This is a genomic window from Streptomyces sp. NBC_00569 (genome assembly GCF_036345255.1).
Lineage (GTDB): Bacteria > Actinomycetota > Actinomycetes > Streptomycetales > Streptomycetaceae > Streptomyces.
Genome location: NZ_CP107783.1, coordinates 5,756,238 through 5,780,919, shown reverse-complemented (window position 1 = coordinate 5,780,919; position 24,682 = coordinate 5,756,238). Strand labels below are relative to the sequence as shown.

Below are 24,682 nucleotides of genomic sequence, written 5' to 3'. Positions count from 1 at the left end.
GGTACGTACAGTGGAACCCATGACGACGGCACCCACCCAAGCCCCTCGCTGGCTCTCGGACGAGGAACAGCGCACCTGGCAGGCGTATCTCCATGCGACCACGCTGCTGGAGGACCACCTCGACCGCCAACTCCAGCGGGACGCGGGGATGCCTCACATCTACTACGGGCTGCTCGTCCAGCTCTCCGAGGCGCCGCGCCGGCGTCTGCGCATGACGGAGCTGGCCATGAACGCGAAGATCACCCGCTCCCGCCTCTCGCACGCCGTCGCGCGCCTGGAGAAGAACGGCTGGGTGCGCCGCGAGGACTGCCCCTCCGACAAGCGCGGCCAGCTGGCGTGCCTCACGGACGAGGGGTACGAGGTCCTGACGCGGACGGCGCCCGGTCATGTCACCGCCGTCCGGCAGGCGCTCTTCGACCGGCTCTCCCCGGAACAGCAGAAGTCCCTCGGCGAGATCATGAGGATCGTCGCCGAGGGACTCCAGCCGAAGGAGGCAGGGGCGGATCTCCCCTGGCTCCGGTAGTGCCCCGCGTCTTCTACGGGGTCAGTGCGCGATCACCGGGATCTGCACCTCGTCCTGCGCGCCCTCCGTGGAACCGGTGGCCTTCGGGGCGGCGCTGCCCGGGACACCCGTGTTGATGAGGGTGAGGGCGATCGTCGCCGCCGCCGCCAGGATGCCGACGGCCCACCAGATGGCGTGGGTGTAGCCGTTCACCATGGCCTGCGCCTGGAGCAGCTCGGGGTCAGTGGCGCCGGCCGCGTGCGCGGCGACGTAGGCGGTGGTCGCCGACGCGGCGATCGTGTTCAGCAGGGCCGTGCCGATCGCGCCGCCGACCTGCTGCGAGGTGTTGACCATCGCGGAGGCGACACCGGCGTCACGCGGCTCGACACCGTGCGTGGCCAGGGACATGGCGGGCATGAACGCCGTACCCATGCCGAGGCCGAGCAGCAGCTGCGCCGGCAGGATCAGGAACGGGTACGAGGAGTCGATCTCCAGCTGCGTCAGGATCAGCATGCCGAGCGCGGCGACCAGGAAGCCGGGGCCCATGAGCAGCCGCGGGCGGACCCGGGTCATCAGCCGGGCGCCGATCTGCGTGGAGCCCGTGATCATGCCGACGATCATCGGCAGGAACGCGAAGCCCGTGGTCACCGGCGAGAAGCCGCGCACGACCTGGAGGTAGTACGTCAGGAAGAGGAACAGGCCGAACATCGAGATGACGGCGAGACCGAGCGACATGTAGACGCCGCCGCGGTTGCGGTCGAGCAGGACGCGCAGCGGCAGGAGCGGCGAGCGGACCTTGGACTCGGTGAGGACGAACGCGAGCAGCAGCACGGCGGAGCCCACGAACATGCCGACCGTCACGGCGTCAGACCAGCCGTTGGACTCGGCGCGCGTGAAGCCGTACACCAGGGAGACCAGACCGAGGGTCGACAGGACGACGCCCGGGATGTCGAGCGACGAGCGGTTACGGGAACCGGCCGGCTCACGGATGACGAAGTAGGCACCCGCGGCCGCGATGATCGCGAACGGGATGTTCACGAAGAACGTCCAGCGCCAGTCCAGGTACTCGGTGAGGAAGCCGCCGAGGATCAGACCGACGGCGCCACCGCCACCGGCGATCGCGCCGTAGATGCCGAACGCCTTGGCGCGCTCCTTGGCGTCGGTGAACATCACCGCGAGCAGGGAGAGCGCGGCGGGCGCGAGCAGCGCGCCGAACACGCCCTGGAGGGCGCGGGCGCCGAGCATCATGGCCTCGCCCTGGGCCGCGCCGCCCAGCGCGGACGCGAAGGCGAAGCCGAGCAGGCCGGTGACGAAGGTCCGCTTACGGCCCCACAGGTCGGCGATGCGGCCGCCGAACAGGAGCAGTCCGCCGAAGGCGAGCGCATAGGCCGTGATGACCCACTGCTTGTTGCCGTCGGAGATGCCGAGGTCCTGCTGGGCCCACGGCAGCGCGATGTTCACGATGGTCGCGTCGAGCACGACCATCAGCTGGGCGAGTGCGATGAAGACGAGCGCCTTCCAGCGCATGGGGTCTGCCTTGGGCAGATCTATTTTTGGCAAGGGGGTAGCCACTACGGCACTCCAAGTCTCAAATAAGCGGAAATATCGGGCGTTACGGAAGCTGCTGAGGATGCGTGTGGGCTCCGCCGACGAGCCGGCGACGGCGGGGCGCGGGGTGGATCAGGCCTGCCGGAGGTCCTCCAGGGTCGCGGGCGTGCCCGGAAGCTCCGAGCGGGCCGGTGCCATCAGACCGTCGAGGAACAGCTGCAGATGACGGTGGACGAAGCGGTCGATGTCCAGGCAGGCGATGCCGGGCAGCGGCCGGGTGAGCTGGGAGAGGGCGACCATCAGATCCCCGACGGCGATGTCGGTGCGCAGCTGACCGGCCGCGCGGGCCCGCTCCATGAGGCCCTCGGTGCCGGCCTCGAGCCGGTCGCGGGCGGCCAGCAGATCGGGATGGTCCTTGTCGAAACCGGCCGTGAGCATCGGGCACAGGGCGCCGATCCTCTCGTCGGCGGCCGCGTGCACGAACGTACGCAGGGCGCCGAAGGAGGCGTCCGGGTCGGCGTCCGCGACGGCGAGCGCCCGTTCGGCGTGTTCGGTGACGCTGTCCATGACGGAGAGGACCACGTGCCGGAGCAGTTCGGCGCGGTCCGCGAAGTGCCGGTAGACCGTGGCGTTGCCGACGCCCGCGCGGCGGGCGATCTCGTCCATCGGCACCTCGGCCCCGAACTCGACGACCATCTCGCGCGCGGCGGCGACGATCCGCTCCCGGTTGCGCAGGGCGTCGGCACGCGGCTTGGGCACGCGCTTCCCCGTCGCGGGTGCGGTGGTGGCTGCGGCGCTCACGATTCTGGCTCCTTCCGGCGGACGTTGCGGTCATTCTCCGTTGCCCGCCCGTTCCGGGGAGTCACTCCCCGTTTCGTGCGGACACAGGGCTAAACGGGGAAGTCCTCCCCGGTTATTTCCCGCCATCCGTGTGACCTGAGTCACGCCTTTGAAAAACCCACGATCGGCGCACCCAGCGAGCGGCCCCGCACCCCCCGTCACAGGGTGAGCGAAGGACGCAGCCCGCTCCCGGAGCTGCCGGGGACCGAGGGCGAGGCGATCTCATTGCGGCACCGCATACGCAGGGCCCGGCGCAGCGCGGGGCTCGCGGGGCTCACCGCCGTGGCCCTCGCCGTCACCACCTCTGCGAGTACGGGCCGCTTCATGGAACAGTCCCCGTCCCCCTCCGGCTCGGGCTCCACGTCCCGGTCCCGGCCGGCCGCACTGACCCCCTGCATGATCGAGGGCGCACTGGGCGTACAGATGTCGGAGGGCGTGCCCACACAAGCGGGTTACGCCCGCTCCACGGGCACCGTCCACGCCCTGAACCTCATGGTCGACTTCCCCGACGCCCGCGGCCAGGGCACCGCGCTCGACCGCCTCGGCGAGTTCTTCCCGCAGACCCGGGACTGGTTCCGCACCGCCTCGTACGGGAAGCTCGACTACCGCCCGGAAGCGCCGATCAAGCACTGGCTGCGCATGCCGAAGACGTTCGCCGCGTACGGGATAGAACGGGGCGCGCCCTTCGACCCCGGCTACCGCGACCTCATCGACGACATCGTGGCCAAGGCCGACCCGGACGTGGACTTCCGCGACTACGACCTGGTCAACGTCCTGGTCACCCCGAACGCCGGCCCTTCGGCCCTGGACACGGTGCTGTCCGTGACGTTCGCCGGCAACCACGACGCGCCGGTCGCCGACGGCGTCCCGATCTCCAACGCGTCGTTCGTCTACAGCCGCCAGGACGACGGCTCCGGCTCGTACGCGGAGACCGGTTACCGCGTACTCCCCCACGAGAACGGCCACACCTTCGGCCTGCCCGACCTCTACACCCAGGACGGCGGCGGCGCCGTCGGCCACTGGGACATCATGAGCGAGGACTGGGGGGCCGACAACGACCTCCTCGGCTGGCACAAGTGGAAGCTCGGCTGGCTCGGGGACGACCAGATCAGCTGCGCGTCGGCGCACGGCACGAGCGAGCACGTCCTCTCCCCGCTCGGCCGCACCGGCGGCCTGAAGCTCACCTTCGTACCGCTCACCGCCAAGAGCGGGTACGCGATCGAGGTCCGCACGCGCGCGGGCAACGACGAGGCCGTGTGCCGGCCCGGCGTCCTCATCTACCGGGTCGACGCCGGAGTCGACACCGGCCACGGCCCGATCACCGTCGAGGACTCCACCAAGGACAGCGGCGGCTGCACCCGCAGCCCGAACGTCCACGCGGAACTCTCCGACGCCGCCTTCACCCCCGGCGAGACCTTCAAGGACCCCATGACAGGGGTGAAGATCAAGGTCGCGGGGGCGGATCCGAAGGGGGACTACCGGGTGCTGGTCACGCGGAAGTGACCTGGCCTAGGCGGAGGCGGCCGGGGTGTCCGGCGCCGGGCGGACGGCCTCCCCCACCGGCCCGCGCAGTTCCCGCTTCAGGAGCTTGCCCGTGGCGTTGCGCGGGAGCGGGGCGTCCCGCAGGAGCACGTGCGCCGGGACCTTGAACGCCGCGAGCGACTTGGCGACGTGCGCCCTGACCGCGTCGGCATCCAGCTCCGACCCGGGCCGCACCTGCACGACCGCGGCGACCTCCTCGCCGAGCACGGGGTGCGGCACACCGAGCACCGCCGCGTCGAGGACGTCCGGATGGTCGTGCAGGACGGCCTCCACCTCCACGCAGTACACGTTCTCGCCACCCCGGATCACCATGTCCTTGATCCGGTCGACCACGCTGACCCGCCCGTCCCGCAACGTCGCCAGATCCCCGGTCCTGAACCAGCCGCCCGGCGCGAACGCCGCGGCCGTCGCCGCCTCGTCGCGCCAGTAGCCGCGGATCACCGACTGCCCGCGCAGCCACAGCTCCCCCACCTCGCCGTCGGCGACAGCCTCGCCGCCGGGCCCGGCGACCCGCACCTCCACGGCGGGCGCGGGCCTGCCCACGCTCTCCGGGTGGGCCCGGTACTCCGCACCGAAGTTGGCGGTGACCCCGCCGAGCGTCTCGGTGAGCCCGTATCCGTTACGGGGCTCCACGCGCTCCCCGAACCGGGCGGTGAGCCGCGCCACCAGGTCGGGCGGCGCGGCGGCGCCCCCGGTGTTGAACATGGCGAGCGTCGGCATCTCGTCACCCGCGGCCTCGGCGGCTTCGAGCAGTTGCAGCGCGGTCGCGGGCACACCGCCGTAGTTGGTGATCCCGTGCTCCCGGATCGCCTGGAGCGCCTTGGCCGCGTCCCACTTGCGCAGCAGGACGAGCGTGCCGCCCGCCGCCATCGCCGCGTAGAACCCGGTGAACGCGGCGACATGGAAGAAGGGGAAGGTGAGCAGCGCGACCGGCGTGGGCCCCTGCCCGGGGATCTGCCCACGCCGCAGAGCCGAAAGCGCCGCGAAATAACGGGGGTTGGCGATGGCGCCGACATGTGCGCGATGCGTGGCGACGGCGCCCTTGGGCCGCCCGGTGGTCCCGGAGGTGTAGATGATGGTGGCGTCGTCGTCGGGCTGTACGTCGACGTCGGGCGGCCCGAGCGCGGGATCGGCGGCGGGCAGGTCCTCGTACCGCTCGACGCGGTCGCCGGAGAGGTCGCCGTCGTGATGGAAGACAAGGGTCCAGGGCCGCCGCCCCTCCCCCTCCCTCCCGTCCAGCCACGGCTGGACGCGCTCCAGCCGCTCGCCGTCGACGAGGAGCACGCCCGGCTCGCAGTCGTCGAGGGCGTACGTGAACTCGCCGGCGGTCCACCAGGCGTTCAGCGGAACGGCGACCAGGCCCGCCAACTGGGCGGCCCAGAAGGCGGTCTGCCACTCGGGGTGGTTACGCATGGCGACCACGGCGCGGTCGCCGGGCCGCAGCCCGTACTCGTCCACGAACCGGCGGGCGAGCGCGGACGCCTCGGCGAAGAACTCTCCGTAGGTGAGCCGCCCGCTCTCGGCGATCAGGAAGGGCGTGTCCCCGTAGGCCCAGGTCGTCTCGACGAACTCACGCAGCGTCCGCGGCCCGTCCGCGTACTCGAGCCCACCGCTCTCACCACGCACGACGGCGAAGGGTGCACCGGGTGAGGTGAGCAGGCCGACAGCGGGATCGGCGGGTTGCGGCTCCATGGACAAGGCCCCTTCCAACTGGCCGGACACGATCTACGGGCGGTCACGTCCCACAGGCGTTCACGATCTGCAGACGTTCCCGATCCGCACACGTTCACGATCTGCAGACGTTCCCGATCTACAGACGGTACGGACGCTACGTCGCCGGTGACGCGTGCCACAGGGGGATCCCGAGATTTCCGCGAGACCTCCTGCATCGGCCACCTCGCCGCGCCCCGGAACCTTCCTCGGCCCGGACCGCGAAACACAAGCGAGCCCCGGCGATCGCATCCGCTACCCTGTCAGTGGTCGCACGCCTTCGTAGCTCAGGGGATAGAGCACCGCTCTCCTAAAGCGGGTGTCGCAGGTTCGAATCCTGCCGGGGGCACAGACCGAAGGGCCGGTTCGGAGGCTTGATCCTCTCGAACGGGCCCTTCGTCATGATCGCGGCCGTGCCACAACGTGCGCTACGAGTCCGTGTCACCTCGTGCCTTGCGGATCATCGATCCAAGCCGGTCGGCAATTTCCCGATCACGTCCGCTGACCATGTGCTGACAGATCAGCGCGGCGCGCGAAGTGCTGTGGCCCATCCTCGTCATCAGCTCCCGCAGGCTCGCCCCGGATGGGGCGACGGCGGACGGGACGGGAGCAGGGGTAGATGGCGGGTTGCTGCGATCTGGGAGGGGGAAGGGGGCGTGCGTGAAGCCCTGAACGTGTTGCCGTCGTCGGAGTAGGCGTCCTTGGAGCCAGCGTGGGATGGAACCTGTCCCGGCGCGGCATCAAAGTGGTCTTCATCGACGCAGGCCAGCCAGGTGAAGGTGTGACCAACTGGTCCTTCTCATGGGCCAATGCCAGCAACAAGACGGCGCGCAAGTCCTACTTCGACCTGAACGTCGCGGGCATGGAAGCACACCGCGAACTCGCCGGGACCATTGGGCCGGACTCCTGGTGGTATCCGGACGGCCACCTACGGTGGGCAGCCGATCCAGCGGCAGAGGAAAAGCTACTGAGAGCAGCGGAGCTCCTGACGAGCTGGGACTATCAGGTCGAGGTGTGCACAGGAGCCGAGGTGCGTCGCCGTCTCGAACCCGCTCTCACACTGCCCGACGACATTCCCGTCGTGTTCTACCCCGATGAAGCCTGGGTGCACGGACGTCATCTTGTCAGGCGCTTGGTGAGCAAGGCCGTCGCCTCCGGCGCCGAGCACCGATTCGGCACCACAGTCCGCGACATCGGCACCGGTGCCGACGGGAGCATCCGGTCAGTTGCTCTGTCCGACGGGAGCCGTCTCGATGTCGAGATCGTCGTGAACGCGGCGGGCCCTGACGCTGCCGACGTGGCCGGGCTCGTCTCGCGGCAATTGCCGATGCGCCGGGAGCCCGGCATCGTCACGCGGATCGGCTGCGCTCAGGTTCCGGTTCGCCGGGCCATGCACGCTCCTCACATCGAGATCCGTCCTGACGGGAACTCTTCGGTGGTCCTCCACAGCCGCGAGATCGACGCACTCATCGACACCGGCGAAGATCCCTCGGAACTCGCAGGTTTGCTCCACGAATCGGCCCGTCAGGTCGTTCCCGATCTCGGCAGCGGTCACATCACACAGACACGTGTGGCCAACCGACCGATCCCAGCCGACGGATTCCCCTCAGTGGGAGCAGTGCCGTCAGTGCCGGGCTACTACGAAGCCGTCTCCCACAGCGGCATCACACTCGGACCGGTAATCGGCCGTCTGCTTGCTTCGGAGATCCTCAGCGGAGAGAGAGACGGGATGCTCGCGGACTTCAGACCCGAGCGGTTCGCCCTGTGACAGGGCGAACGAGAACGCGACGCGCCTGAACGTGCCGTACGGGGCGGTCGACATCAGCGGCTGACACCGACAAGCGCGAACATCAGCGGCCGAAACTGAACCTCAATGGATGATCGGCCGAGGCTCAGGCTGCCGAAGCTCTTCGGGCTCGTCGCCGAACGGCTCGTCGTGTTGGGCAGGGTCTCAGTGGCGCACGTGGGGGCGCGGTGGTGGGCGACTCAAAGGGGCGCTTCGGGCAGCCGGCCGCTGGTCGGGGGTGATCGGCTGCCCGCCGGGCGGTCGACGCCGAGGTACGCCGGCGGGCTGCGCCGTCGCCTGCCTCGGATTCTTGCGCGGGCACCCCTCAGACCCGCCAGACTCACCGGCATGGACGAGACGGTGTTGACGGAGGACGGCATCCGGCTCTGGGCGGTCCGGAGCGGGGCGGGCGGCCCCGTGGTGTTCTGCCATGGTGGGCCCGGGCTGTGGGACACCCTTGGGGATGTGGCCGCGCTGCTGTCGGACAAGGTCACTGTCCACCGCTGGGATCAGCGGGGATGCGGCCGGTCGGAGCGGCGTGGGCCGTATGCGATGGCTCGGTCCGTGGCCGACCTCGATGCCGTCCGCCGGCATTTCGGTCTGGCGCGGATGGCGCTGCTGGGTCACTCGTGGGGCGCCCAACTGGCATTGCAGTACGCACTGGAGCATCCCGGCCGCGTGAGCAAGCTGGTCTACGTGTCCGGCACCGGGATCGATCAGGACTCCACCTGGCACGCAGCGTACAAGCAGAACCTGCGCGCCAACCTCGGCTCCCACCTGGGTCGTTGGGAAGCCTTGAAGGGCAGGGGAGAGCGTTCCGACGCGGAAGACCGTGAGTACTCGGTGCTGCAGTGGTCGGCGGACTTCAGCGAACGGGAGCGGGCGGTCGAGCACGCCGAGCGCATGGCCACGCCCTGGCTCGGCGTGAACTTCGAGTGCAACGCCACCATCAACGCCGAGGGTAAGCGCACTTGGGGCACGACAGCTCTGCGCGCGGCATGCGAAGGGCTTGAGGTCCCGACGCTGATCGTGGACGGGGCGGAGGACATCCGGCCGCGCCGGGCCGTGGACTCGCTGGAGCGGGCCCTGCCTCGGGTGTCGCGGGAGGTGTTGCAGGGCGCTGGGCATCTTCCGTGGGTCGAGGCACCGGACGGCTTCCGGGCGGCGGTGGGCGGCTTCCTCGCCGATCGGCTGTAGCGGTCGGGCCCATGTGGCCGGCTTCTGCCGATCCGTATGTACGTCACCGGGGTGCCGCGCGCTGTCATCCCGCGAAACGGCTCCTGGCGGGGCAGGCAGCCATCCGCCCAAGGGGGGATCGGCAGAAGTCGGCCATCGCCGACGCCCCGCCACGACCGTCGCCGCGCCTTCGTCAGGGACCCCCGGACGTCCGCCCGGGCCCCGTCCCCAGAGCGCTGGACGGCAGTCACCCCTCTTGATCGAAGAACCCTGTGGGTGCCCTCTGGGTTGGCGAGCGCGTTCGACTGCGTGGGGTCGAGGCGGGGGACTGGGGGCGTTCATGCGGTTCGCCGAGGAAGAGGAGTCGCTGGCGGATCTCGTGCGGGTTCCCCGGTCCGGTGAGCGGCTTCGGGCCTGGGCCGGTGAAGAGGCCGGGGCGGCCGGGGACGGAGACCGTTTTCGGCTTGTCGTCGAGGAGGCGCGCACCGGGGATGCCGTCGGGTCCGTCGGGGTGCACCGTGCCGATCCGCGTGCCGGAGTCTTCGAGTGCGGCGTGACCATCGGGGCCGGTCACCGGCGCGAGGGGTACGCGGCCGAGGCCGTCGTGATGCTGCTGCGCCACATGTTCGACGAGCGGCGCCTCCACAAGTGCGAGGCACGCGTCTTCGCGCACAACGAGGCCTCGCTCGCCTTTCAGCGCCGGCTCGGGTTCGTCGAGGAGGGGCGGCTGCACGGTCACGTGTTCCGCGGCGGCCGCCCTCACGCTCTCGTTCTGCTGGGGATGCTGGGGCGGGAGTTCGCCCCCGGTCATCGGGAGTGAGGCGGTTCCCCCTGCTTCACGCGGTCAGGACGTCGTCGTAGCGGGCGTGGGCGACCACCGCGCGTACCGCTTCGTCGACGCTCTCCAGGCCCGAGGAGATCTCGTCCGTGGCGAAGATCCGGCCGGGGCGGACCCGTGCGTAGGCGCTCCAGGTTCCCGTGCGGGACGAGATGACGTAGCCGACCGGGTAGCCGCCGGGAAGGCCGTCGTCCACGCAGACGTACACCACCTCGGCGGCGTCGCTCCGCTCCACGCTGAGGAAGAGTCCGCGTCCTTTCAGCATGCGCTCCACAGGGCTGCTCGCTGCTTGCACGTTCTGCTCCTTCCGCAGGGGCGGCGGCCGTTCCCCGTCCGCGGCCGCCGCCGGTCCAGCGCGCCCCGGCCGCCGATGAACTCCCGGGGGTCGACGGGCACTTGCACACCATCGCGGCACACGCTGCAATGCCAGTGAAATTCTGATGATGCGCGGACCGGGTGCTCGGCGAGCGTGGAGCGGAGGCTGCGAGTGCGCGACGGCTCTCGTCGGGCGGTCCGGCTCACCGGGCTCGGGCCGGTGCGCGCCTGGCGCGGCCCTTCGCATGCGCGCGGCCACCGGTGAGCCGCCCGGCGACCTCGACGAGCTCACCGCCGTCCGGCGTGCGGCGACCAGCCCGCTGCCGCTCCTCGTCCTCGACGACGCCCTGGACGCCGACCGGATACGGTCACCGCTGCCCGCCGGGACCGGGCCGCCTGCGGGAGGCAAGGCGGGAGTTCCAGGCCGTGCTCGACCTGCCCGGTGGGCGTGCGGAGCACACCGGAGGATCCGGCCGACGGTGACCCGTCCGGTCGCCGAACCCGCGGTCCCAGGCTCCTACGCGGCCGCCCCCACCGCCGGTTCGATGTTCTGGTTGGCGTGGAACAGGTTGTTCGGGTCGTACTTCCGCTTGACCTCCGCCAGCCGGTCGTAGTTGTGCCGGTACGTCGCCTGGACGCGGTCCCGGTACTCGTCCTCGCCGATGAAGTTCACGTAGGCGCCGCCCATCGAGTACGGGTGCAGGTCGTGCCAGTACGCCCTCGCCCACTCCTTGACCGCGTCCGCGTTCGCCGGGTCCGGGTCGATGCCCGCGATGACGCCCGACCAGACCGCGTCCCGGTAGCCCCAGGCCGTCGCGTCCTCGGAGACCCGGGCCGCCGCCGCGTTCACCGGGTAGAGGTGCATCGTCGACAGCGCGGTGGGGAGGTTCTCGGCGAACTTGGCGTGTACGTCGATCGCCTCGTCCGTGATGCGGTCGAAGAAGTCACCGCGCCAGTACCACTGCAGGCCCTTGGGGAGCAGCTCGTCGAACATGGTCTGCAGCGCCGGGTACGGCATCGGTGCCGTGAACCGGAAGGCGGGCGGGCCCGCTTCCGCCACCGCCGCGATCGCCTCGTCCGTGCGGGCCAGGTCTCCCGTCCAGCACCACACCACCCCGCACATCTTCTTGCCGTGGATCTCCTCGGGGAAGGGCGGTCCCGGCGGCACGGTCATCGCGGCGAAGAAGCCGTTCAGGTCCTCGGGTGCCTGCGGCAGGAACTCCCGGTACCACTCCAGGACTTCACGCGTCTTCTCGACCGGCCACAGTGTCAGCGCGACGCCCACCGTGTGCACCGGATGCAACTGGAACTCGAACGCGGTGACGATGCCGAAGTTGCCGCCGCCGCCCCGCAACGCCCAGAACAGGTCAGAGTGTTCGGTCTCGCTCGCCGTGACGAAGCTGCCGTCCGCGAGGACCATGTCCACGCTGAGGAGGCTGTCGATCGTCAGGCCGTACTTGCGCGTCAGATAGCCGTGGCCGCCGCCGAGGGTCAGGCCGCCGAGACCGGTCGTCGACACGATTCCGGCGGGAATCGCCAGGCCGAACGCGTGCGCCGCGTGGTCCAGGTCGCGCTGTCGGCTGCCGCCGCCCACCCACGCCGTCTTCTGCGCGGGGTCCACGCGCACCCAGCGCATCGGTGACAGGTCGATCGTGATCGCGTCGTCGACGAGGCACAGGCCGCCGCCGCTGTGGCCGCCGCCGCGGACGGCGAGTTCCAGTCCGTGGTCGCGGATGAAGTCGACCGCCGCCATGACGTCCGCCGCGTCCGAGCAGCGCACCATCGCGGTCGGCTGCCGGTCGATCATCCCGTTGTAGATCTTGCGCGCCTCGTCGTACTCCGGGTCGCCCTGCGCAATGACCGGGCCACGCAGCTCGGTTCGCATCAAGCCGACGACGTCCGCGGCGGCGGGGTCCGTGGCGGTCGGGTCCGTGGCAGTGGTACCGGTGTCGGTCTCGTTCATGGCGCTCTCCTCGACGGGACGCATCGCTGGGCGGACCGCTGTCCCCCCGTCCCGTCCTCCCGCCTCTCGGCGGGCGTCGGTGAGCGGTTCGTACGCCGGCGTACGGGCACCCCCGTCAGCCACCGACACACCTCATCGAGCGCCGGCCGACACTTCCAGGATCCGCCCGCCCGGCAGGCCCCGCAATCGCGGAGCACCATGAAGACATGGACGGAGCGGACCACGCCATGCACGGACCTGACGGTCTCGGCGGCATCAGTCGCCCCGGCCGGCTCGCCACCCCCGGCGAGGGCATCACCCCCGATGAACTCGCGCTCGCCGCGCGTAATCACGGCCTCCCCCTCGAAGCCCTCCGCTACGACGTCTCCCCGCCCGGCCTGCACTACGTCCTCGTCCACTACGACATCCCGGACGCGAGCGCCGGCGACTGGCGGCTCGCGGTCGACGGCCTGGTCAGGACGCCGCTGACCCTCGACCTGGCGACCCTGCGGTCTCTGCCCGCCGTCACCCGCCGCGTCACGCTGGAGTGCGCGGGCAACGGGCGCGCCCTGCTCACGCCCCGGCCGGTCAGCCAGCCCTGGCTGGTCGAGGCGGTCGGCACCGCGGACTGGACCGGCGTTCCGCTGCGCGTACTCCTCGACGAGGCCGGGGTGGACGACGGCGCCGTCGAGGCCGTCTTCACCGGCGCCGACCACGGGGTCGAGCGCGGCGTCGAGCAGGACTACCGGCGCAGCCTGCCCGTCGCGGTGGCCGCGGGTGACGTCCTCGTCGCGTACGCGATGAACGGCGCGCCCCTGCCCCCGCAGCACGGCTACCCGCTGCGACTCGTCGTCCCCGGCTGGTACGGCATGGCGCAGGTGAAGTGGCTGCGCGGGATCACGCTCGTCGACACCCCCTTCGACGGGTTCCAGCAGGCCGTCGCCTACCGCTTCCGCTGGGCCGCCGACGATCCCGGCGAGCCCGTCACCCGGATCCTGCCGCGCGCCCTGATGATCCCGCCCGGGTTCCCCGACTTCATGTCGCGGGCCCGCGTCGTCCGCCCCGGGCCCGTACTCCTGGAGGGCCGGGCCTGGTCCGGGCACGGACCCGTGACCAGGGTCGACGTGACCACGGACGACGGCGCCACGTGGAGCGACGCCACGCTCGACCCGGCGGACGGGCACACGGCGGCCTGGCGTCACTGGCACGCCCCGTGGACCGCCGTGCCCGGCACCCACGTCCTCGGCGCCCGCGCCACCGACGCCACCGGCCGCACCCAGCCGCTCACCCAGCCGTGGAACCGCGGCGGCTTCGCCAACAACCTCGTCCAGCGCATCCCCGTCCACTGCCTCTGACGGCCGGTCCGGTCACGCCGGAACCGTCACGGGCGGGGCCGTCACCGCCGGGGCCGTCACGGGCGGGGCCGGATCCAGGGAACCTGACGCTTCACCAGGAACCACTCCGCCGCCGTCTCCGGGCGCTCGTCCGTGCCGTGGTGGGCCGCCGGGTCGTGGTGGACGCGGTCGGGCGGTACGCGGTGCAGCATGGCCAGTTGGGTCTCCACCGTCTCGACCATGGCCGGGGGGCCGCTGACGTACACGTGCGGCCACTCGGCGGGCGCGCGGCGCATGCTCTGCGCGGTGGCGTAACGCGTCAGTTCCCGCAGGAGCGCCGCGTCCGCGTCGAGGCGGTCGCGCGCGGGCAGCGCGCCGACCAGGCGCAGCCACGGGTGCGCGCCGCCGAGGAGTTCCAGGACGCCGAGGTCGTACACGTCGTCCTCCGTGCGGGCGCCGACGAGCAGCGTGGCGGTCGCGGAGCCGCGCCGGACGGCGAACTCCTCGATCAGCGCCTTGATCTGCGCCCAGCCCGTCCCCCCGGCGACGAAGAGCAGCTCCCCCTCCGGGGCCTTCGGGAGCGTCGTCGTGCCCAGCGGCGGGCCGAGGCGGACGGTGCCTCCCGGGGCGACCTCGTCGACCAGGGCGCTGCTCAGGAGGCCGCCCTCGACACGGCGTATGTGGAAGTCGAGGGTGCCGTCGGCGCGCGGGGCGTTCGCGATCGAGTACGGGCGCCAGACCTGCGGCGCCTCGGGGGCCGTCAGCGTCGCGTACTGGCCCGGAACGAAGGGATACGGCCGGTCCGGGCGCACGGTGAGGACGGCGATGTCCTCGGCGCGGCGCTCGTGGCGGAGCACCTGCGCGTTCCACCAGGCCGGTACCGACTCCGGCACGGACTCCGCTCCGGCGATCATGATCTTGGAGATGAGTTCGTACGCCGCGCGCCAGGCGGCCTCCGTCCTGGGTGTCCAGGCGCTGCCCGAGAAGTACTTCAGGGTCGCTATCAGGCTGCGCCCGACAGCCGGGTACTGCTCGTTGCGGACCCCGAACTTGCGGTGGTCGAAACCGAGCGTGCGCAGGTGGTCGACGAGCGCGCCGGTGTCCTCCAGGTTCAGGATCGCCGTGGTCAGCGCGGCGAAGAGGCGGTCGCGCTGCTCCTCCATGCGCTCCGGGAACATGGCCCGTACACCGGGGTTGTGCTTGAACAGATGGGCGTAGAAGTACTTGGTCAGCGAGTCGGCGCGGCGCTCCACCACCGCAAGGCTGGAGCGGATCAGGGCCGGGTTCAGGGCGGCGTACGGTCTGGTGCCGGTACTCGTCGTCACTGGCCGGGGCCTCCATTCCACGATCAGGCCGGAGGCCTACGCACGGGCGCCATCCGGACGCCGCGCCCCTATCCTGAGGCAGCATGCGGGGGGACGCGGGAGCAACGGGAGAATTCAGGGGCGGCCGATGACGGCGTCCTCCGGTCCGCTGTTCGTCATGCCGCCTCCGGACGGGCCGCGGGACGCCTGGGTCACGCTGCCCGACGAGGGGCCCGATCCGACGGCGCTGCCCGAGGTCAGGCCGCGCGACGACCGGGGCCGGGCCGCGGGTCCCGGCGAAGCCGCCCTGGAACAGGGCGAGTTACTGGCTGGGCAGTATCAGGTCGTACGGCGTCTCGGGCGCGGCGGCATGGGCGACGTGTATCTCGCGCTCGACCGGAAGGTCGACGACCGCGAGGTCGCCGTGAAGACCCTGCGGCCGGAACAACTCGCCCCGCGGCTCGGCTCGTTGGAGGACGAGCGGCAGGCGTTCGCCGACCTCCACCACGAGGGGATCATCCCCGTCTTCAACTACGGCCGCCACGCCCGCGTCGGCCCCTTCCTCGTCCTGCCGTACGTCGACGGGCTCAACCTCGAGGAGATCCGCGCACTGGCCCAGCACGAACCGGACCGGTTCGGCGGCGCCCGCTTCCACGAGTTCGTGCTCGCGTACGGGCTGCGCGTCCTGTCCGCGCTCGACCATCTGCACGCGCGGCCGGGCCCCCGCAAGGTGTACGGCGACCTGAAGCCGCAGAACGTGATGCACGACGGCGCCACCACCAAGGTCATCGACGTGGGGTCCATCCGCGAGGAGGGCGCGCCCGGCCTGACGACCGAGGGCTTCCGCGCGCCGAACGTGCCGCTCGCCCCGCCCGCCCTGGCCGGCGCCTCCGCCCCGCGCGACGACCTGTTCAGCCTGGGCGAGACGCTGCGCACGCTGAGCGGACTCGGCGCCGGACCCCACTCGCTGGCCGAACTCGGCGCCCTGGACCGGATGCACGACGGCGACCCGGTGACGGCGCAGGCCGCCGCGCTGACCACGACCCCGGCCCCGGAAGGCCTCGGCCTCGTCTCGCTGGCCCGCGCCCTGCGCCGCGCCACCCGCCCCGAACCGGCCGAGCGGTACGCGGACGCGGACGAGATGGCGGACCAACTGCGTGGCGTCTTCCGGGAGTTGAGGTCGCTTCGGACCGGGCAGGAGACGTTCGAGCCGTCGCCGCTCTTCATGCAGTCGCCGTACGCCCTGGACGGAGCCCTCGGGGTCGCGCCGGTCCTGCCCCGGTGGGCGACTCCCGGGGGCGTGACGCCCGCCCCGCTGCACGAGCCGCCGTCCGCCGCCGATGTCGCGGCCCGTCTGCCCGTGCCGCGCCCCGACCCGCACGACGCCCGCCACGACGGCCTCAGCCGCCTCGCCGACGCCGACCCCGCCGCGCTCCTCCAGCACACCGGCGACTGGCGGGACTCCCCCGAGGTGCGGCTCCTGCGGTGCAGGCTCCGGCTGCGCGTCGCCGTACGGGCCGAACGCGCGGCGGGCGAAGGGCCGGACCTGGAGTCCGCCGCCGAGGAACTGCGCGGCGCGGTCGACGGCATCGGGCGCGAGCTGTCCCGGCACGACTGGCGCATCGACTGGCACCGCGGCCTCCTCGACCTCGCCGCCGGCGACGTGGCGTCCGCGCGCGACTACTTCGACCAGGTCTACGGCGCCATCCCCGGCGAGTACGCGCCCAAGCTCGCCCTCGGCCACTGCGCCGAGCGGCTCGGCCACTGGCACGAGGCGCTGACCTTCTACGAGGCCGTACGGCTGCGCAACCCCTCGCTCGGCAGCGCGGCGTTCGGCGCGGCACGGGCCCGCCTCGCCCTCGGGGGCGCCACCCCCGACACGTACGCCATCGAGGCGCTCGACGCCGTGCCGCAGCACTCGCGCCACCGCACCGGCGCGCGCACCGCGACGGTACGTGTCGCCGTCGAGTACGCGACGACGGCCGACGGGCTGCGCACCGCGCTCACCCGGCTCGCCCGCCTCTTCAACGAGCACGGGCTCACCGACGAACAGGCCCGCGTACGGATGAAGGCCGAGGTGTGGGAGGCCGCGCAGCGCCTCGTGACGGACGGGAAGGTGGGGGCGGAGGCGCTCGGGCGGCTCTCGGAGGCGGCGGCCCGGCGTGACCAGGACGCGCGGGACGCGGGCGGACGGCTCGAATTCCCGGACGAGGACGTCATGCTGAGGCGTCAGCTCTCGCAGTTCTACCGGGCGCTCGCCCGGCAGGCCGCCCGCTCCGACAGCCCACACGCCGAGGCCGTCGCCGAACGCCTGTTGGACCGCGCCTACTTGGTCAGGCCCCTCGGACTGTGGCACCGCCGGGACCGGTCCCGGCCGCCCTTCCCGCGGCCCTGGCCCACCGGACGGCGACCGGCGGCGGACCGGTGACGTCCATGCGGGGGCGGTCCCGGCGCGCAGGGGCGTCGGCGAAGCGTCTCGCCGTCGCCGCGCTCAAGGGCGCACGCCTGCTGTGGCGGTACGCGTGGGCCCCGCCGGTGCCGGCCACGGACCGGCCGGGCCCACGGGCCGCGGAACCGCCTCGCAACCGCGCCTACCTCCACGACCGGCTCGTCGCCCTCCCCCTCCTCGCCGTCGTCGCCTTCGCCGGACTCGGCTTCACCGCCGCGTCCCTGCGCGACGACTCCGCCGAGATCCGCGCCCACATCGCGCCCGCGCTGCGCGACCTGGCCGACGCGCGGATCTCACTGCGGATCGCCCAGCGCGAGGCCGAGGTGAGCCTCGACGCCGGGGACGCCGTCGAGCTGAGCGGACTCACCCCCCGTTACGGCTCCCGGATCACCGGCGCGGCCCAGGACCTCAGCCAGGTCGCGCGCAGCGGCGCCCTGACCGCCGCCGAGCGCCAGGAACTCGACGTCGTCTCCGGCCTCGTCGACGGCTACGAACGCTGGATCGCCTGGGCCCAGACGAACGTCTCCGACGAGTCCCTGCGCAAGGCCGGACTCTCCTACGCCCAGAGCATGCTCTGCTCACCCGATCCCGGCGGTCCCTACGAACCCGCCACCGACCGCTACGCCACCTACCCCCGCTGCGCGCCCGTCACCGGCAGCGAGGCGACGACCGTCGTCGACCGCATCTCGGACCTCGAACGCGCCCTGCGCGACCGCCTGGAGGCCCGCGCCGCGCTCGGTCCCGCCGCCGTCACCGCCGCCGCCGTGTCGGCCGTCGCGTTCGTGCTGCTGATCGCCGGCCTGTGGCGCACCCTGCGCTTCCTGCGGGTCCGCTTGCGCATCTCGGCCAGCGTGCCGCTCCTCGCCGCCGCGCTGCCGCTGCTCGCCGTGCCCGCGATCGCCCTCGACGGGCTGTACGCGTACGCCGCCCAGGAGGACACCGTGCCGATCGCCCGCAGCCTGTACGCGGTGACCTCGCCGGTCACCGAGGTCGCCGTCGAGGAGCGCCGCATCGACCCGCCCGGTGACACCGCCGTCGTCACGCTCGCCGACTCGATGGACGCCGTCCTGGACAACGGGCGGCTCGCCGCCGTCGACGGGGCGGCCCCCTGGGTGGCGCCCGCCGGCCTGCTCGTCGCCGCCGTCACCGGCGCCGCCCTCCACGCCTATCGGCGCGAGTATCTGCTCGTGGGGCGCCCGGGGACCGCCGTATGAGGCGCCGGACCAGCGTGCTCCGGCTCGCGCTCGCCGCCTGCCTGCTCGCCCTCGCCGCGCTCACCGGCGGCTGCGCCGGCGGCGACACGCACCGGACCGTCGTCGTGCTCGGGCCGTGGACCGGACCCGAGGGCGCCGCGTTCGAGGACGCCCTCGCCCGCCTGTCGCACCGCAGCGGTCACCATTACGTCTACAAGGGCACCCGCTCCCTGCGCGAGACCCTCGTCGCGCAGCTGGAGGCCGGCGCCCCGCCCGACGTCGCGGTCCTCAACAGCATCGGCGAGCTCACCGAGTACGCGGCCGACGGCAGACTCGAACCGCTGTCGCCACAGGCCGCCGAACGCGGCTACCCGCCCTGGTCCCCCACCCTCACCCTCGACGGCAGGCACCGCACCTACTGGGTGCCGCTGCGGGTCAACCTCAAGAGCCTGGTGTGGAGCAAGCGCGCCACCGGGACCGAGGCGCCCGACTGGTGCGTGGGCATGGCCGCGCAGGCCACCTCCGGATGGCCCGGCACCGACTGGATCGAGGACATCCTCCTCCACCAGGCGGGCCCCGACACGTACACACGGTGGGCCACCGGCCGCCTCGACTGGAAGCACGACCCGGCCGTGCGCCGCGCCTTCACGACCTGGTCCGAGATCCTCGGCCCGCGGTCGCCGAAGTCCGTCGAGCGCTCCCTGACCATGTCGTTCGAGGGCACCCCCGACCCGAAGCATCCCAACGCCCCCAAGCGCGGACTCCTCGGCGGCTCCCTCCCGGGCTGCACCCACGAACACCAGGGCTCCTTCATCCGCTCCCTCTACCCCGGCGCCATGGCCGACAACTCTCTGCGCGTGGAGCCGGCCGCCCGGTTCCTGCACGGGCGGGCCGCGTACAAGGACACGTACGAGGTGTCGGGCGACATGGCCGCCGTGCTCACCGACAACCCGGCGGCGCAGGACCTCGTGACACTCCTGACCAGCGAGAACGGCCGCAAGACCTGGTCACGGCGCACGGAGCCCCACCTGCGGCCCTTCTTCCCCGACGCGACCGACCCCCAGCCCGACGACCCGACCGGCCTCGCCGTCGCCTCCTATCTGACCCACGACGCGGACACCCTGTGCTTCGACGCGTCGGACGTCATGCCGCCCGTGCTGCGCGACGCGTTCTACCGGGCCGTCCTGACGTACTTCCAGGACCCCCGGACGGGAACGCTCGACACGCTCCTCGGGCAGCTGGAGACCGTCCGCAGCCAGATCGCCGTAACGCCGTCGGGCCGCTCGGGGCAGGTGCACGCGCCGGACGACATCTGCGCGTCGCCGGGCGGTTAGCGGCGTCGGACTCCGACGGCCCTGCGTAGATTTGCCGCAAACATCAGGGGCGCGTCAACCAACTCTCGGGCCACGGCTAGCGTCTTTCCGAACACAATTGCCCGTCCGACCGGAACGGAACGCCGCAGTGGCCTCTGCCGAACTGTCTCCACCCTCTGCCGCACGCGCGCGCCGGTCCCCGGACATCCCCGAGCCCTGGCACGGCCGGCACCGGACCGCCCTGCTCGTCACCGCCTGCATACTGCCGCTGCACGTCCTGTGGCTGGCGTTCCTCGCGACCGGCGGCGGCGACCTCGCGGCACAGGTGGCGTGGGCCGAGTTCGCCAAGATGTACCCGGGCTCCGCCTACAACCTGTTCTGGTACGGCGGCCTCCACATCGCCAACTACAGCCTCATCTCGCCCTACCTGATGGCACTGTTCGGCGTCGTCCCCGTCACGCTCCTGTCCGGTGTCTCGTCCACCTGGCTCGCCGCGTCGATCGTCGAGCGCACCGGCATCCGAAGACCACTGTGGCCGGCCCTCGTGGTCGGGTTCTCGCTGTGGTGCCAGGTCGTGTCGGGGCGCTCGACATTCATGCTGGGCGTGGCCTTCGGACTCGGCGCCGTCCTCGCGCACATGAACGGCCGGCGCATCGTCATCGCCACCGTGTGCGCCGCGCTGTCCACGATGGCGAGCCCCGTCGCCGGGCTCTTCCTCGTCGTCGCCGGCACCGCGTGGCTCCTGAACCGGCAGTGGGGCAAGGCCCTGTCGCTGCTCCTGCCGCCGGTCCTCATCGTGGGCGTGACGACCTGGCTGTTCCCGTTCAAGGGGGAACAGCCCATGCCGTTCGGGCGGATCTTCCCGCCTCTCGTCGTGTGCGCGGTCGTCCTGCTGTGCGCGCCGCGCGCCTGGCGCGTGGCGCGCCTCGGCACCGCCGTGTACGCGCTCGGCGTGGTGCTCACCTATCTGATCGCCACCCCGATCGGCACGAACGTGGAGCGGCTCACGGAGATCGTGGCGCCCGCGCTGCTCCTCGCCGCCGTGATGAACCGGGACCACGGGCCCCGCTACGACGGCAGACTCGGCGGGTTCTTCCCGCCCCACCGGCAGCGCGTGATGTGCATCGCCGCCATCGTCCTCTCCCTGGGCTGGCTGTCCGGCAAGACCATCGCCGACGTCGTCGCCAACACCGAGGTCCCCGAGTGGGCGATCAAGACCGACGGCGTCGTCTCCACGCTCAAGAAGCTCGGCGCCGAACGCACCCGTGTCGAGGTCGTCCCCGCCCGCGACCATCGCGAGGCGGCCGTCCTCGCGCCCTACATCAACATGGCGCGCGGCTGGAACCGGCAGGCCGACGTCGAGCGCGGACGGCTCTTCTACGAGGGACACGGCGGCACCGACGTACCCGAGGGCGCCTTCTCCTCCGCCTCGTACCACGCCTGGCTCTCCCAGTGGGCCGTCGGCTTCGTCGTCGTCTACAACGGCGAGCCGGACGGCCCCGCGGAGCTGGAGCACAAGCTGGTGTCCAGTGAGCCGCACTACCTCGAATCGGTGTGGCGGGACGCCAACTGGCGGATCTACCGCGTGAAGAACGCGGTGCCGCTGGTGGACTCGCCCGGCTCGGTGGTCCGCTCCGACGGCGCCAACCTCGTCGTACGGATGCCGAAGGCCGGCTCGATCATCGTGCGGATCGCGTACTCGCCGTGGCTGTGGGCGGACAGCGGGTGCCTGCGCGAGGAGGGCGAGTTCACGCGCCTGACGGTGAAGGAGCCGGGCGACGTCCGGATCAGCTCGCGGTACGGGGGGCCGTCCGGCAAGACGGCACCCAAGTGCGTGCCGCCGAAGACGAAGTGAGCGGTCTGAAGCGAGCGGTCCGAAGTGAGCGGTCTTCCGACACAAGCGCCCCCACGGCTGTGTGCCGTGGGGGCGCTTGTGCGTGAGTCCGGCCGGGAGGTCAGCCGACGCGGGTGAGCTTCTGGCCGAAACCGGGTTCGGCCAGGTCCTTCTGGAGGGCGACCGGGACGGTGACCGCACCGCCCGAACCGTCGCCGACCTTCAGCTCGCCGACCTTCGTACCGGCCTTCGCGCTGTGCGGGACGGCGGCGCCCTTGGCACCGTCCGCCAGCTCCAGCTTCACCGTCAGGCCCGCCCAGCCGACGGCCGAGACGTTCTTCGTCACCACGACCGGGGTCTGCCCGCCGAGCCCGTCGTCCACGTAGCCGACGACGTCGCCCTTCTTCAGGATCGTCGACGCCTTCACGGCGTCCTGCGCCGCGAGCATCGCCGTCTTGCTGACCGCGTTCACGGTGTCGATGATCGGCGCCCTGTGCTGCCCGAGGATCGCGCCGACGACCGTCACGGTCTCGCCGCCGGCGTCCTTCGTCGCGGCGAAGAGCAGGTTGCCGCCGGCCTTGGTCGTCGAACCGGTCTTCACGCCGACCGCGTTGTTGTACGGGACGAGGCGGTTGTAGTTCTGCCACGTCTTGCCCGACGGGTCCTTCCACGTCGGCAGCTTGGTGATGTCCATCAGGGCCTGGATCTTCACCAGCTCGTTGCCGAGCTTGACCTGGTCCTGAGCGGTGGAGACGGTCGTCTCCTTCAGCCCGGACGGGTCCGTGTACGTCGTGCCGGTCATGCCGAGGTCCTTGGCGGCGGCGTTCATCTTCTTGACGAACGCCTCCTCGGAACCGGCGTCCCAACGGGCCAGCAGCCGCGCGATGTTGTTCGCGGACGGAATCATGATGGCCGAAAGGGCGTCCTTCTGGCTGAGCTTGTCGCCTTCCTTGACGGTGTTCAGCGTCGACTCGCCCTCGGAGTCGTAGCCGCCCTCCTTCTCCGCCTTCGCGTCCACGCCGATGGACGGGCCGTCCTTGCCCGGCTGCAGCGGGTGGTCCTTGAGCACGACGTACGCCGTCATGGCCTTGGCCACGGACCCGATCGGTACGGGCTTCTGCTCGCCGAACCGATCCATCGCGCCGATGCCGCTGACGTCCATCGAGCCCTGGCCCTCGGCCGGCCACGGCAGCGAGACCTTGTCCCCGTCGAACGCGAACGTCGACTTGGCGGTCAGCGCCAGCGTGGGCGCGGGCAGCGGTCGTACGGCCTGTACGACCGCAAACACGACGGCGAGCAGCAGGACGATCGGCGTCCAGATCTTGACCCTGCGCACGGCCGTGCGGACCGGGGTCTCCGCGGGCGGCGGCGTGTTCGTGAGCTCGGCCAGGAGGTCGAGCGGGGGCAGCGGCGGGAGCGGCTGCTGGGTGGTGCGCTCGGGCCCGACGTAGGGCTTCGCGGGCGGCGGGGCGGTGGGCTGCGCCTTGGACTGTGCCTCGGGCTGCGCCTTGGGCTTGGCCGGGGTGCCCGAGTCGAGCCCCCTGAGGGGCACGAACTTGCTGGTGCGCTCGGCATCGGACTCGGCCTTGCCCGCACCGGCGGGCTTGGACCCGAGCGACTTGAGCATCTGGGTCGGCTGATCGACGGGCGGTTTGACGGCCTTGAAGACGGCGGTGGCCTGGTCGACGGGGGGCTTGGCGTCGGCGGGTGCCTTCGCCGCATCGGCGGGCTTGCCATCGGCCTTCGCCTCGTCGGACGGCTTGGCGTCGACCTTGACCTCGGCGGCCGGCTCGGCGTCGGCGGGCGCCTTGGCCGCATCGGCGGGCTCGGCATCGGCCTTCGCCTCGTCGGCCGGCTTGGCGTCGGCGGGTGCCTTCGCCGCATCGGCGGGCTCGGCGTCAGCGGATGCCTTCGCCCCGTCGGCGGGCTCGGCGTCAGCCTTCGCCTCGTCGGACAGCTTGGCCTCAGCCTTGACCTCGTCGGCCGGCTCGGCGTCAGCGGATGCCTTCGCCCCGTCGGCCGGCTTGGCCTCAGCCTTGACCTCGTCGGCCGGCTTCGCGTCGGCGTCGGGCGCCTCGGCTTCCGGTGCCTCAAGGGCATCGGCCGGCTCGGCGTCGGCGGACTCCTTGACCTCGCCGGACGGCTTCGCGCCAGCCTTCGCCTCATCGGCCGGCTTCACGTCGGCGTCGAGCGCCTCGGCTTCCGGTACCTCAGAGGCGTCAGCCGATTCGGCGTGCGCGTCCTCGTCGGGCCCCTTGGCGGTGTCCGTGGCCTCGGCGTCGGCCGAGCCCTCGGCGGCGTCGGCCACGGCGCCATCGCCGTCGCCGTCGCCCTCCGCCGCGTCCGACGCGGTGTCTGCCGCCTCCGGCTCGCCCGGCTCGTCCGCCGCGGACGCCTCCGCTTCGTCCTCCGCCGCGTCAGCGGCACCGTCACCGGCCGCCTCGGGCCCGTCGGCGGAGCCGTCCCGCGGACCGGACACCCAGGCCGCCACAGCGGCACGCAGGCGTGCGTCGCCCGCCTCGTCGCCGGAACCCGGCTCCGTACCGTCCCCGGAACCCGCCTCGGGCTCCGGGCCCGCCCCGGAATCTGACACCGATGTCGATGCCGATGCCGAACCGGAAGCCGAGCCCGAGTCCTCCGCGCCGGAGACGTCCGCGTCCGCATCCGAATCCGATCCCGCCGGGGACTTCCCCGCCGAACCCGAACTCGAACCAGACCCGGAACCCGAATCCGATTCCGTCGTCGCCGGAACGTCCCGGACGGAGAACACCGCCGTCGCCTGATCGACCCGCTCCGGCGACTGCCTCGCCATCGCGAGCCTCGGGTCCCGTTCCTCCGGGATCGGTCCTCCCGACGACTCCTGCTGCTTCGACCTGTCGGGGGTCCCCGCCACCGATGCCTCCTCGCTACGCGCCACGCGCTACGCCGCTGCTGTCCGAACCATGTACCAGTGTCCTGTGTGGGGGCTTCACCCACGTGGTAGACGAGAACGACATACCTACTGGTTCCCGCACATAGCACCCACGCACCCTCGACAGACCAATGTGAGAGGGGTC

The 24,682-nt window shown here is 71.9% G+C and carries 16 protein-coding genes, 1 tRNA gene and 1 pseudogene; 11 read left to right on the top strand and 7 right to left on the bottom strand.

Annotation, left to right across the window (positions count from 1 at the left end; genetic code table 11):
• Positions 1 to 19 precede the first annotated feature (19 nt).
• Entirely contained in the window at positions 20 to 523 is a 504-nt protein-coding gene (locus OHO83_RS26085) for a MarR family winged helix-turn-helix transcriptional regulator (protein WP_116513600.1), read from the top strand.
• Between the two features lie 21 nt (positions 524 to 544).
• On the opposite strand, the gene OHO83_RS26080 is transcribed toward OHO83_RS26085, so the two are convergent.
• Both OHO83_RS26080 and OHO83_RS26075 read right to left on the bottom strand, forming a co-directional pair.
• Positions 545 to 2,029 (bottom strand): MFS transporter, encoded by a 1,485-nt coding sequence (locus tag OHO83_RS26080; protein WP_266671513.1) that lies wholly within the window; start codon positions 2,027 to 2,029, stop codon positions 545 to 547.
• A gap of 153 nt (positions 2,030 to 2,182) precedes the next feature.
• Positions 2,183 to 2,854, bottom strand: coding sequence for a TetR/AcrR family transcriptional regulator (locus OHO83_RS26075; protein ID WP_266676422.1), 672 nt, complete (start codon positions 2,852 to 2,854; stop codon positions 2,183 to 2,185).
• A 231-nt stretch (positions 2,855 to 3,085) separates the two neighbouring features.
• Between OHO83_RS26075 and OHO83_RS26070 the strand changes: the two genes are divergently transcribed.
• The gene (locus OHO83_RS26070) at positions 3,086 to 4,393 is read left to right on the top strand and encodes a M6 family metalloprotease domain-containing protein (protein ID WP_389562385.1); all 1,308 of its coding nucleotides are present in this window, start codon (positions 3,086 to 3,088) and stop codon (positions 4,391 to 4,393) included.
• 6 nt (positions 4,394 to 4,399) lie between these two features.
• On the opposite strand, the gene OHO83_RS26065 is transcribed toward OHO83_RS26070, so the two are convergent.
• Positions 4,400 to 6,124 carry a class I adenylate-forming enzyme family protein gene (locus OHO83_RS26065; protein ID WP_266671515.1) on the bottom strand — a complete coding sequence of 575 codons (1,725 nt, stop codon included), beginning with the start codon at positions 6,122 to 6,124 and terminating at the stop codon, positions 4,400 to 4,402.
• A gap of 294 nt (positions 6,125 to 6,418) precedes the next feature.
• Between OHO83_RS26065 and OHO83_RS26060 the strand changes: the two genes are divergently transcribed.
• The 4 genes and pseudogenes from OHO83_RS26060 (at position 6,419) to OHO83_RS26045 (ending at position 9,924) form a co-directional block, all read left to right on the top strand.
• Positions 6,419 to 6,491: transfer RNA gene (locus OHO83_RS26060), tRNA-Arg, on the top strand.
• Between the two features lie 336 nt (positions 6,492 to 6,827).
• Positions 6,828 to 7,910 (top strand): annotated as a pseudogene (locus OHO83_RS26055) (NAD(P)/FAD-dependent oxidoreductase); the annotation flags it as partial.
• Positions 7,911 to 8,276: 366 nt separating this feature from the next.
• Complete coding sequence (locus tag OHO83_RS26050; protein WP_266671517.1) at positions 8,277 to 9,125, top strand: alpha/beta fold hydrolase; 849 nt, start codon at positions 8,277 to 8,279, stop codon at positions 9,123 to 9,125.
• Between the two features lie 319 nt (positions 9,126 to 9,444).
• Complete coding sequence (locus tag OHO83_RS26045) at positions 9,445 to 9,924, top strand: GNAT family N-acetyltransferase (RefSeq protein WP_266671519.1); 480 nt, start codon at positions 9,445 to 9,447, stop codon at positions 9,922 to 9,924.
• 16 nt (positions 9,925 to 9,940) lie between these two features.
• On the opposite strand, the gene OHO83_RS26040 is transcribed toward OHO83_RS26045, so the two are convergent.
• Both OHO83_RS26040 and OHO83_RS26035 read right to left on the bottom strand, forming a co-directional pair.
• The gene (locus OHO83_RS26040; RefSeq protein ID WP_266671521.1) at positions 9,941 to 10,237 is read right to left on the bottom strand and encodes a hypothetical protein; all 297 of its coding nucleotides are present in this window, start codon (positions 10,235 to 10,237) and stop codon (positions 9,941 to 9,943) included.
• Between the two features lie 537 nt (positions 10,238 to 10,774).
• Positions 10,775 to 12,142 (bottom strand): FAD-binding oxidoreductase, encoded by a 1,368-nt coding sequence (locus tag OHO83_RS26035; RefSeq protein WP_266676426.1) that lies wholly within the window; start codon positions 12,140 to 12,142, stop codon positions 10,775 to 10,777.
• A gap of 284 nt (positions 12,143 to 12,426) precedes the next feature.
• Between OHO83_RS26035 and OHO83_RS26030 the strand changes: the two genes are divergently transcribed.
• Positions 12,427 to 13,554, top strand: a complete 1,128-nt coding sequence (locus tag OHO83_RS26030; RefSeq protein ID WP_266671523.1) for a sulfite oxidase — start codon at positions 12,427 to 12,429, stop codon at positions 13,552 to 13,554.
• A gap of 56 nt (positions 13,555 to 13,610) precedes the next feature.
• On the opposite strand, the gene OHO83_RS26025 is transcribed toward OHO83_RS26030, so the two are convergent.
• Positions 13,611 to 14,858 carry a globin domain-containing protein gene (locus OHO83_RS26025; protein ID WP_266671525.1) on the bottom strand — a complete coding sequence of 416 codons (1,248 nt, stop codon included), beginning with the start codon at positions 14,856 to 14,858 and terminating at the stop codon, positions 13,611 to 13,613.
• Positions 14,859 to 14,985: 127 nt separating this feature from the next.
• Between OHO83_RS26025 and OHO83_RS26020 the strand changes: the two genes are divergently transcribed.
• From OHO83_RS26020 to OHO83_RS26005, 4 genes are all read left to right on the top strand, one after another.
• Positions 14,986 to 17,265, top strand: a complete 2,280-nt coding sequence (locus tag OHO83_RS26020; RefSeq protein WP_266671527.1) for a serine/threonine protein kinase — start codon at positions 14,986 to 14,988, stop codon at positions 17,263 to 17,265.
• On the top strand, positions 17,187 to 18,500 hold the full coding sequence (locus OHO83_RS26015; protein WP_330279791.1) for a hypothetical protein: 1,314 nt from the start codon (positions 17,187 to 17,189) through the stop codon (positions 18,498 to 18,500). Before OHO83_RS26020 ends, OHO83_RS26015 begins: the two co-directional genes overlap by 79 nt.
• The gene (locus tag OHO83_RS26010) at positions 18,497 to 19,813 is read left to right on the top strand and encodes an extracellular solute-binding protein (protein ID WP_266671530.1); all 1,317 of its coding nucleotides are present in this window, start codon (positions 18,497 to 18,499) and stop codon (positions 19,811 to 19,813) included. The genes OHO83_RS26015 and OHO83_RS26010 overlap by 4 nt, the downstream gene beginning before the upstream one ends.
• Positions 19,814 to 19,940: 127 nt before the next feature.
• The gene (locus OHO83_RS26005) at positions 19,941 to 21,647 is read left to right on the top strand and encodes a hypothetical protein (RefSeq protein WP_405636101.1); all 1,707 of its coding nucleotides are present in this window, start codon (positions 19,941 to 19,943) and stop codon (positions 21,645 to 21,647) included.
• Between the two features lie 100 nt (positions 21,648 to 21,747).
• On the opposite strand, the gene OHO83_RS26000 is transcribed toward OHO83_RS26005, so the two are convergent.
• Positions 21,748 to 24,438, bottom strand: a complete 2,691-nt coding sequence (locus OHO83_RS26000; RefSeq protein WP_443066103.1) for a D-alanyl-D-alanine carboxypeptidase — start codon at positions 24,436 to 24,438, stop codon at positions 21,748 to 21,750.
• Positions 24,439 to 24,682: the final 244 nt, after the last annotated feature.

Excerpts from the sequence above, each read along its gene's own strand:
- OHO83_RS26020 (WP_266671527.1), top strand. The coding sequence starts at position 14,986 with ATGACGGCGTCCTCCGGTCCGCTGTTCGTCATGCCGCCTCCGGACGGG.
- OHO83_RS26030 (WP_266671523.1), top strand. The coding sequence starts at position 12,427 with ATGGACGGAGCGGACCACGCCATGCACGGACCTGACGGTCTCGGCGGC.
- OHO83_RS26035 (WP_266676426.1), bottom strand. The coding sequence starts at position 12,142 with ATGCGAACCGAGCTGCGTGGCCCGGTCATTGCGCAGGGCGACCCGGAG.
- OHO83_RS26085 (WP_116513600.1), top strand. The coding sequence starts at position 20 with ATGACGACGGCACCCACCCAAGCCCCTCGCTGGCTCTCGGACGAGGAA.
- OHO83_RS26080 (WP_266671513.1), bottom strand. The coding sequence starts at position 2,029 with ATGCGCTGGAAGGCGCTCGTCTTCATCGCACTCGCCCAGCTGATGGTC.
- OHO83_RS26045 (WP_266671519.1), top strand. The coding sequence starts at position 9,445 with ATGCGGTTCGCCGAGGAAGAGGAGTCGCTGGCGGATCTCGTGCGGGTT.
- OHO83_RS26065 (WP_266671515.1), bottom strand. The coding sequence starts at position 6,124 with ATGGAGCCGCAACCCGCCGATCCCGCTGTCGGCCTGCTCACCTCACCC.
- OHO83_RS26050 (WP_266671517.1), top strand. The coding sequence starts at position 8,277 with ATGGACGAGACGGTGTTGACGGAGGACGGCATCCGGCTCTGGGCGGTC.
- OHO83_RS26000 (WP_443066103.1), bottom strand. The coding sequence starts at position 24,438 with ATGGCGAGGCAGTCGCCGGAGCGGGTCGATCAGGCGACGGCGGTGTTC.
- OHO83_RS26010 (WP_266671530.1), top strand. The coding sequence starts at position 18,497 with ATGAGGCGCCGGACCAGCGTGCTCCGGCTCGCGCTCGCCGCCTGCCTG.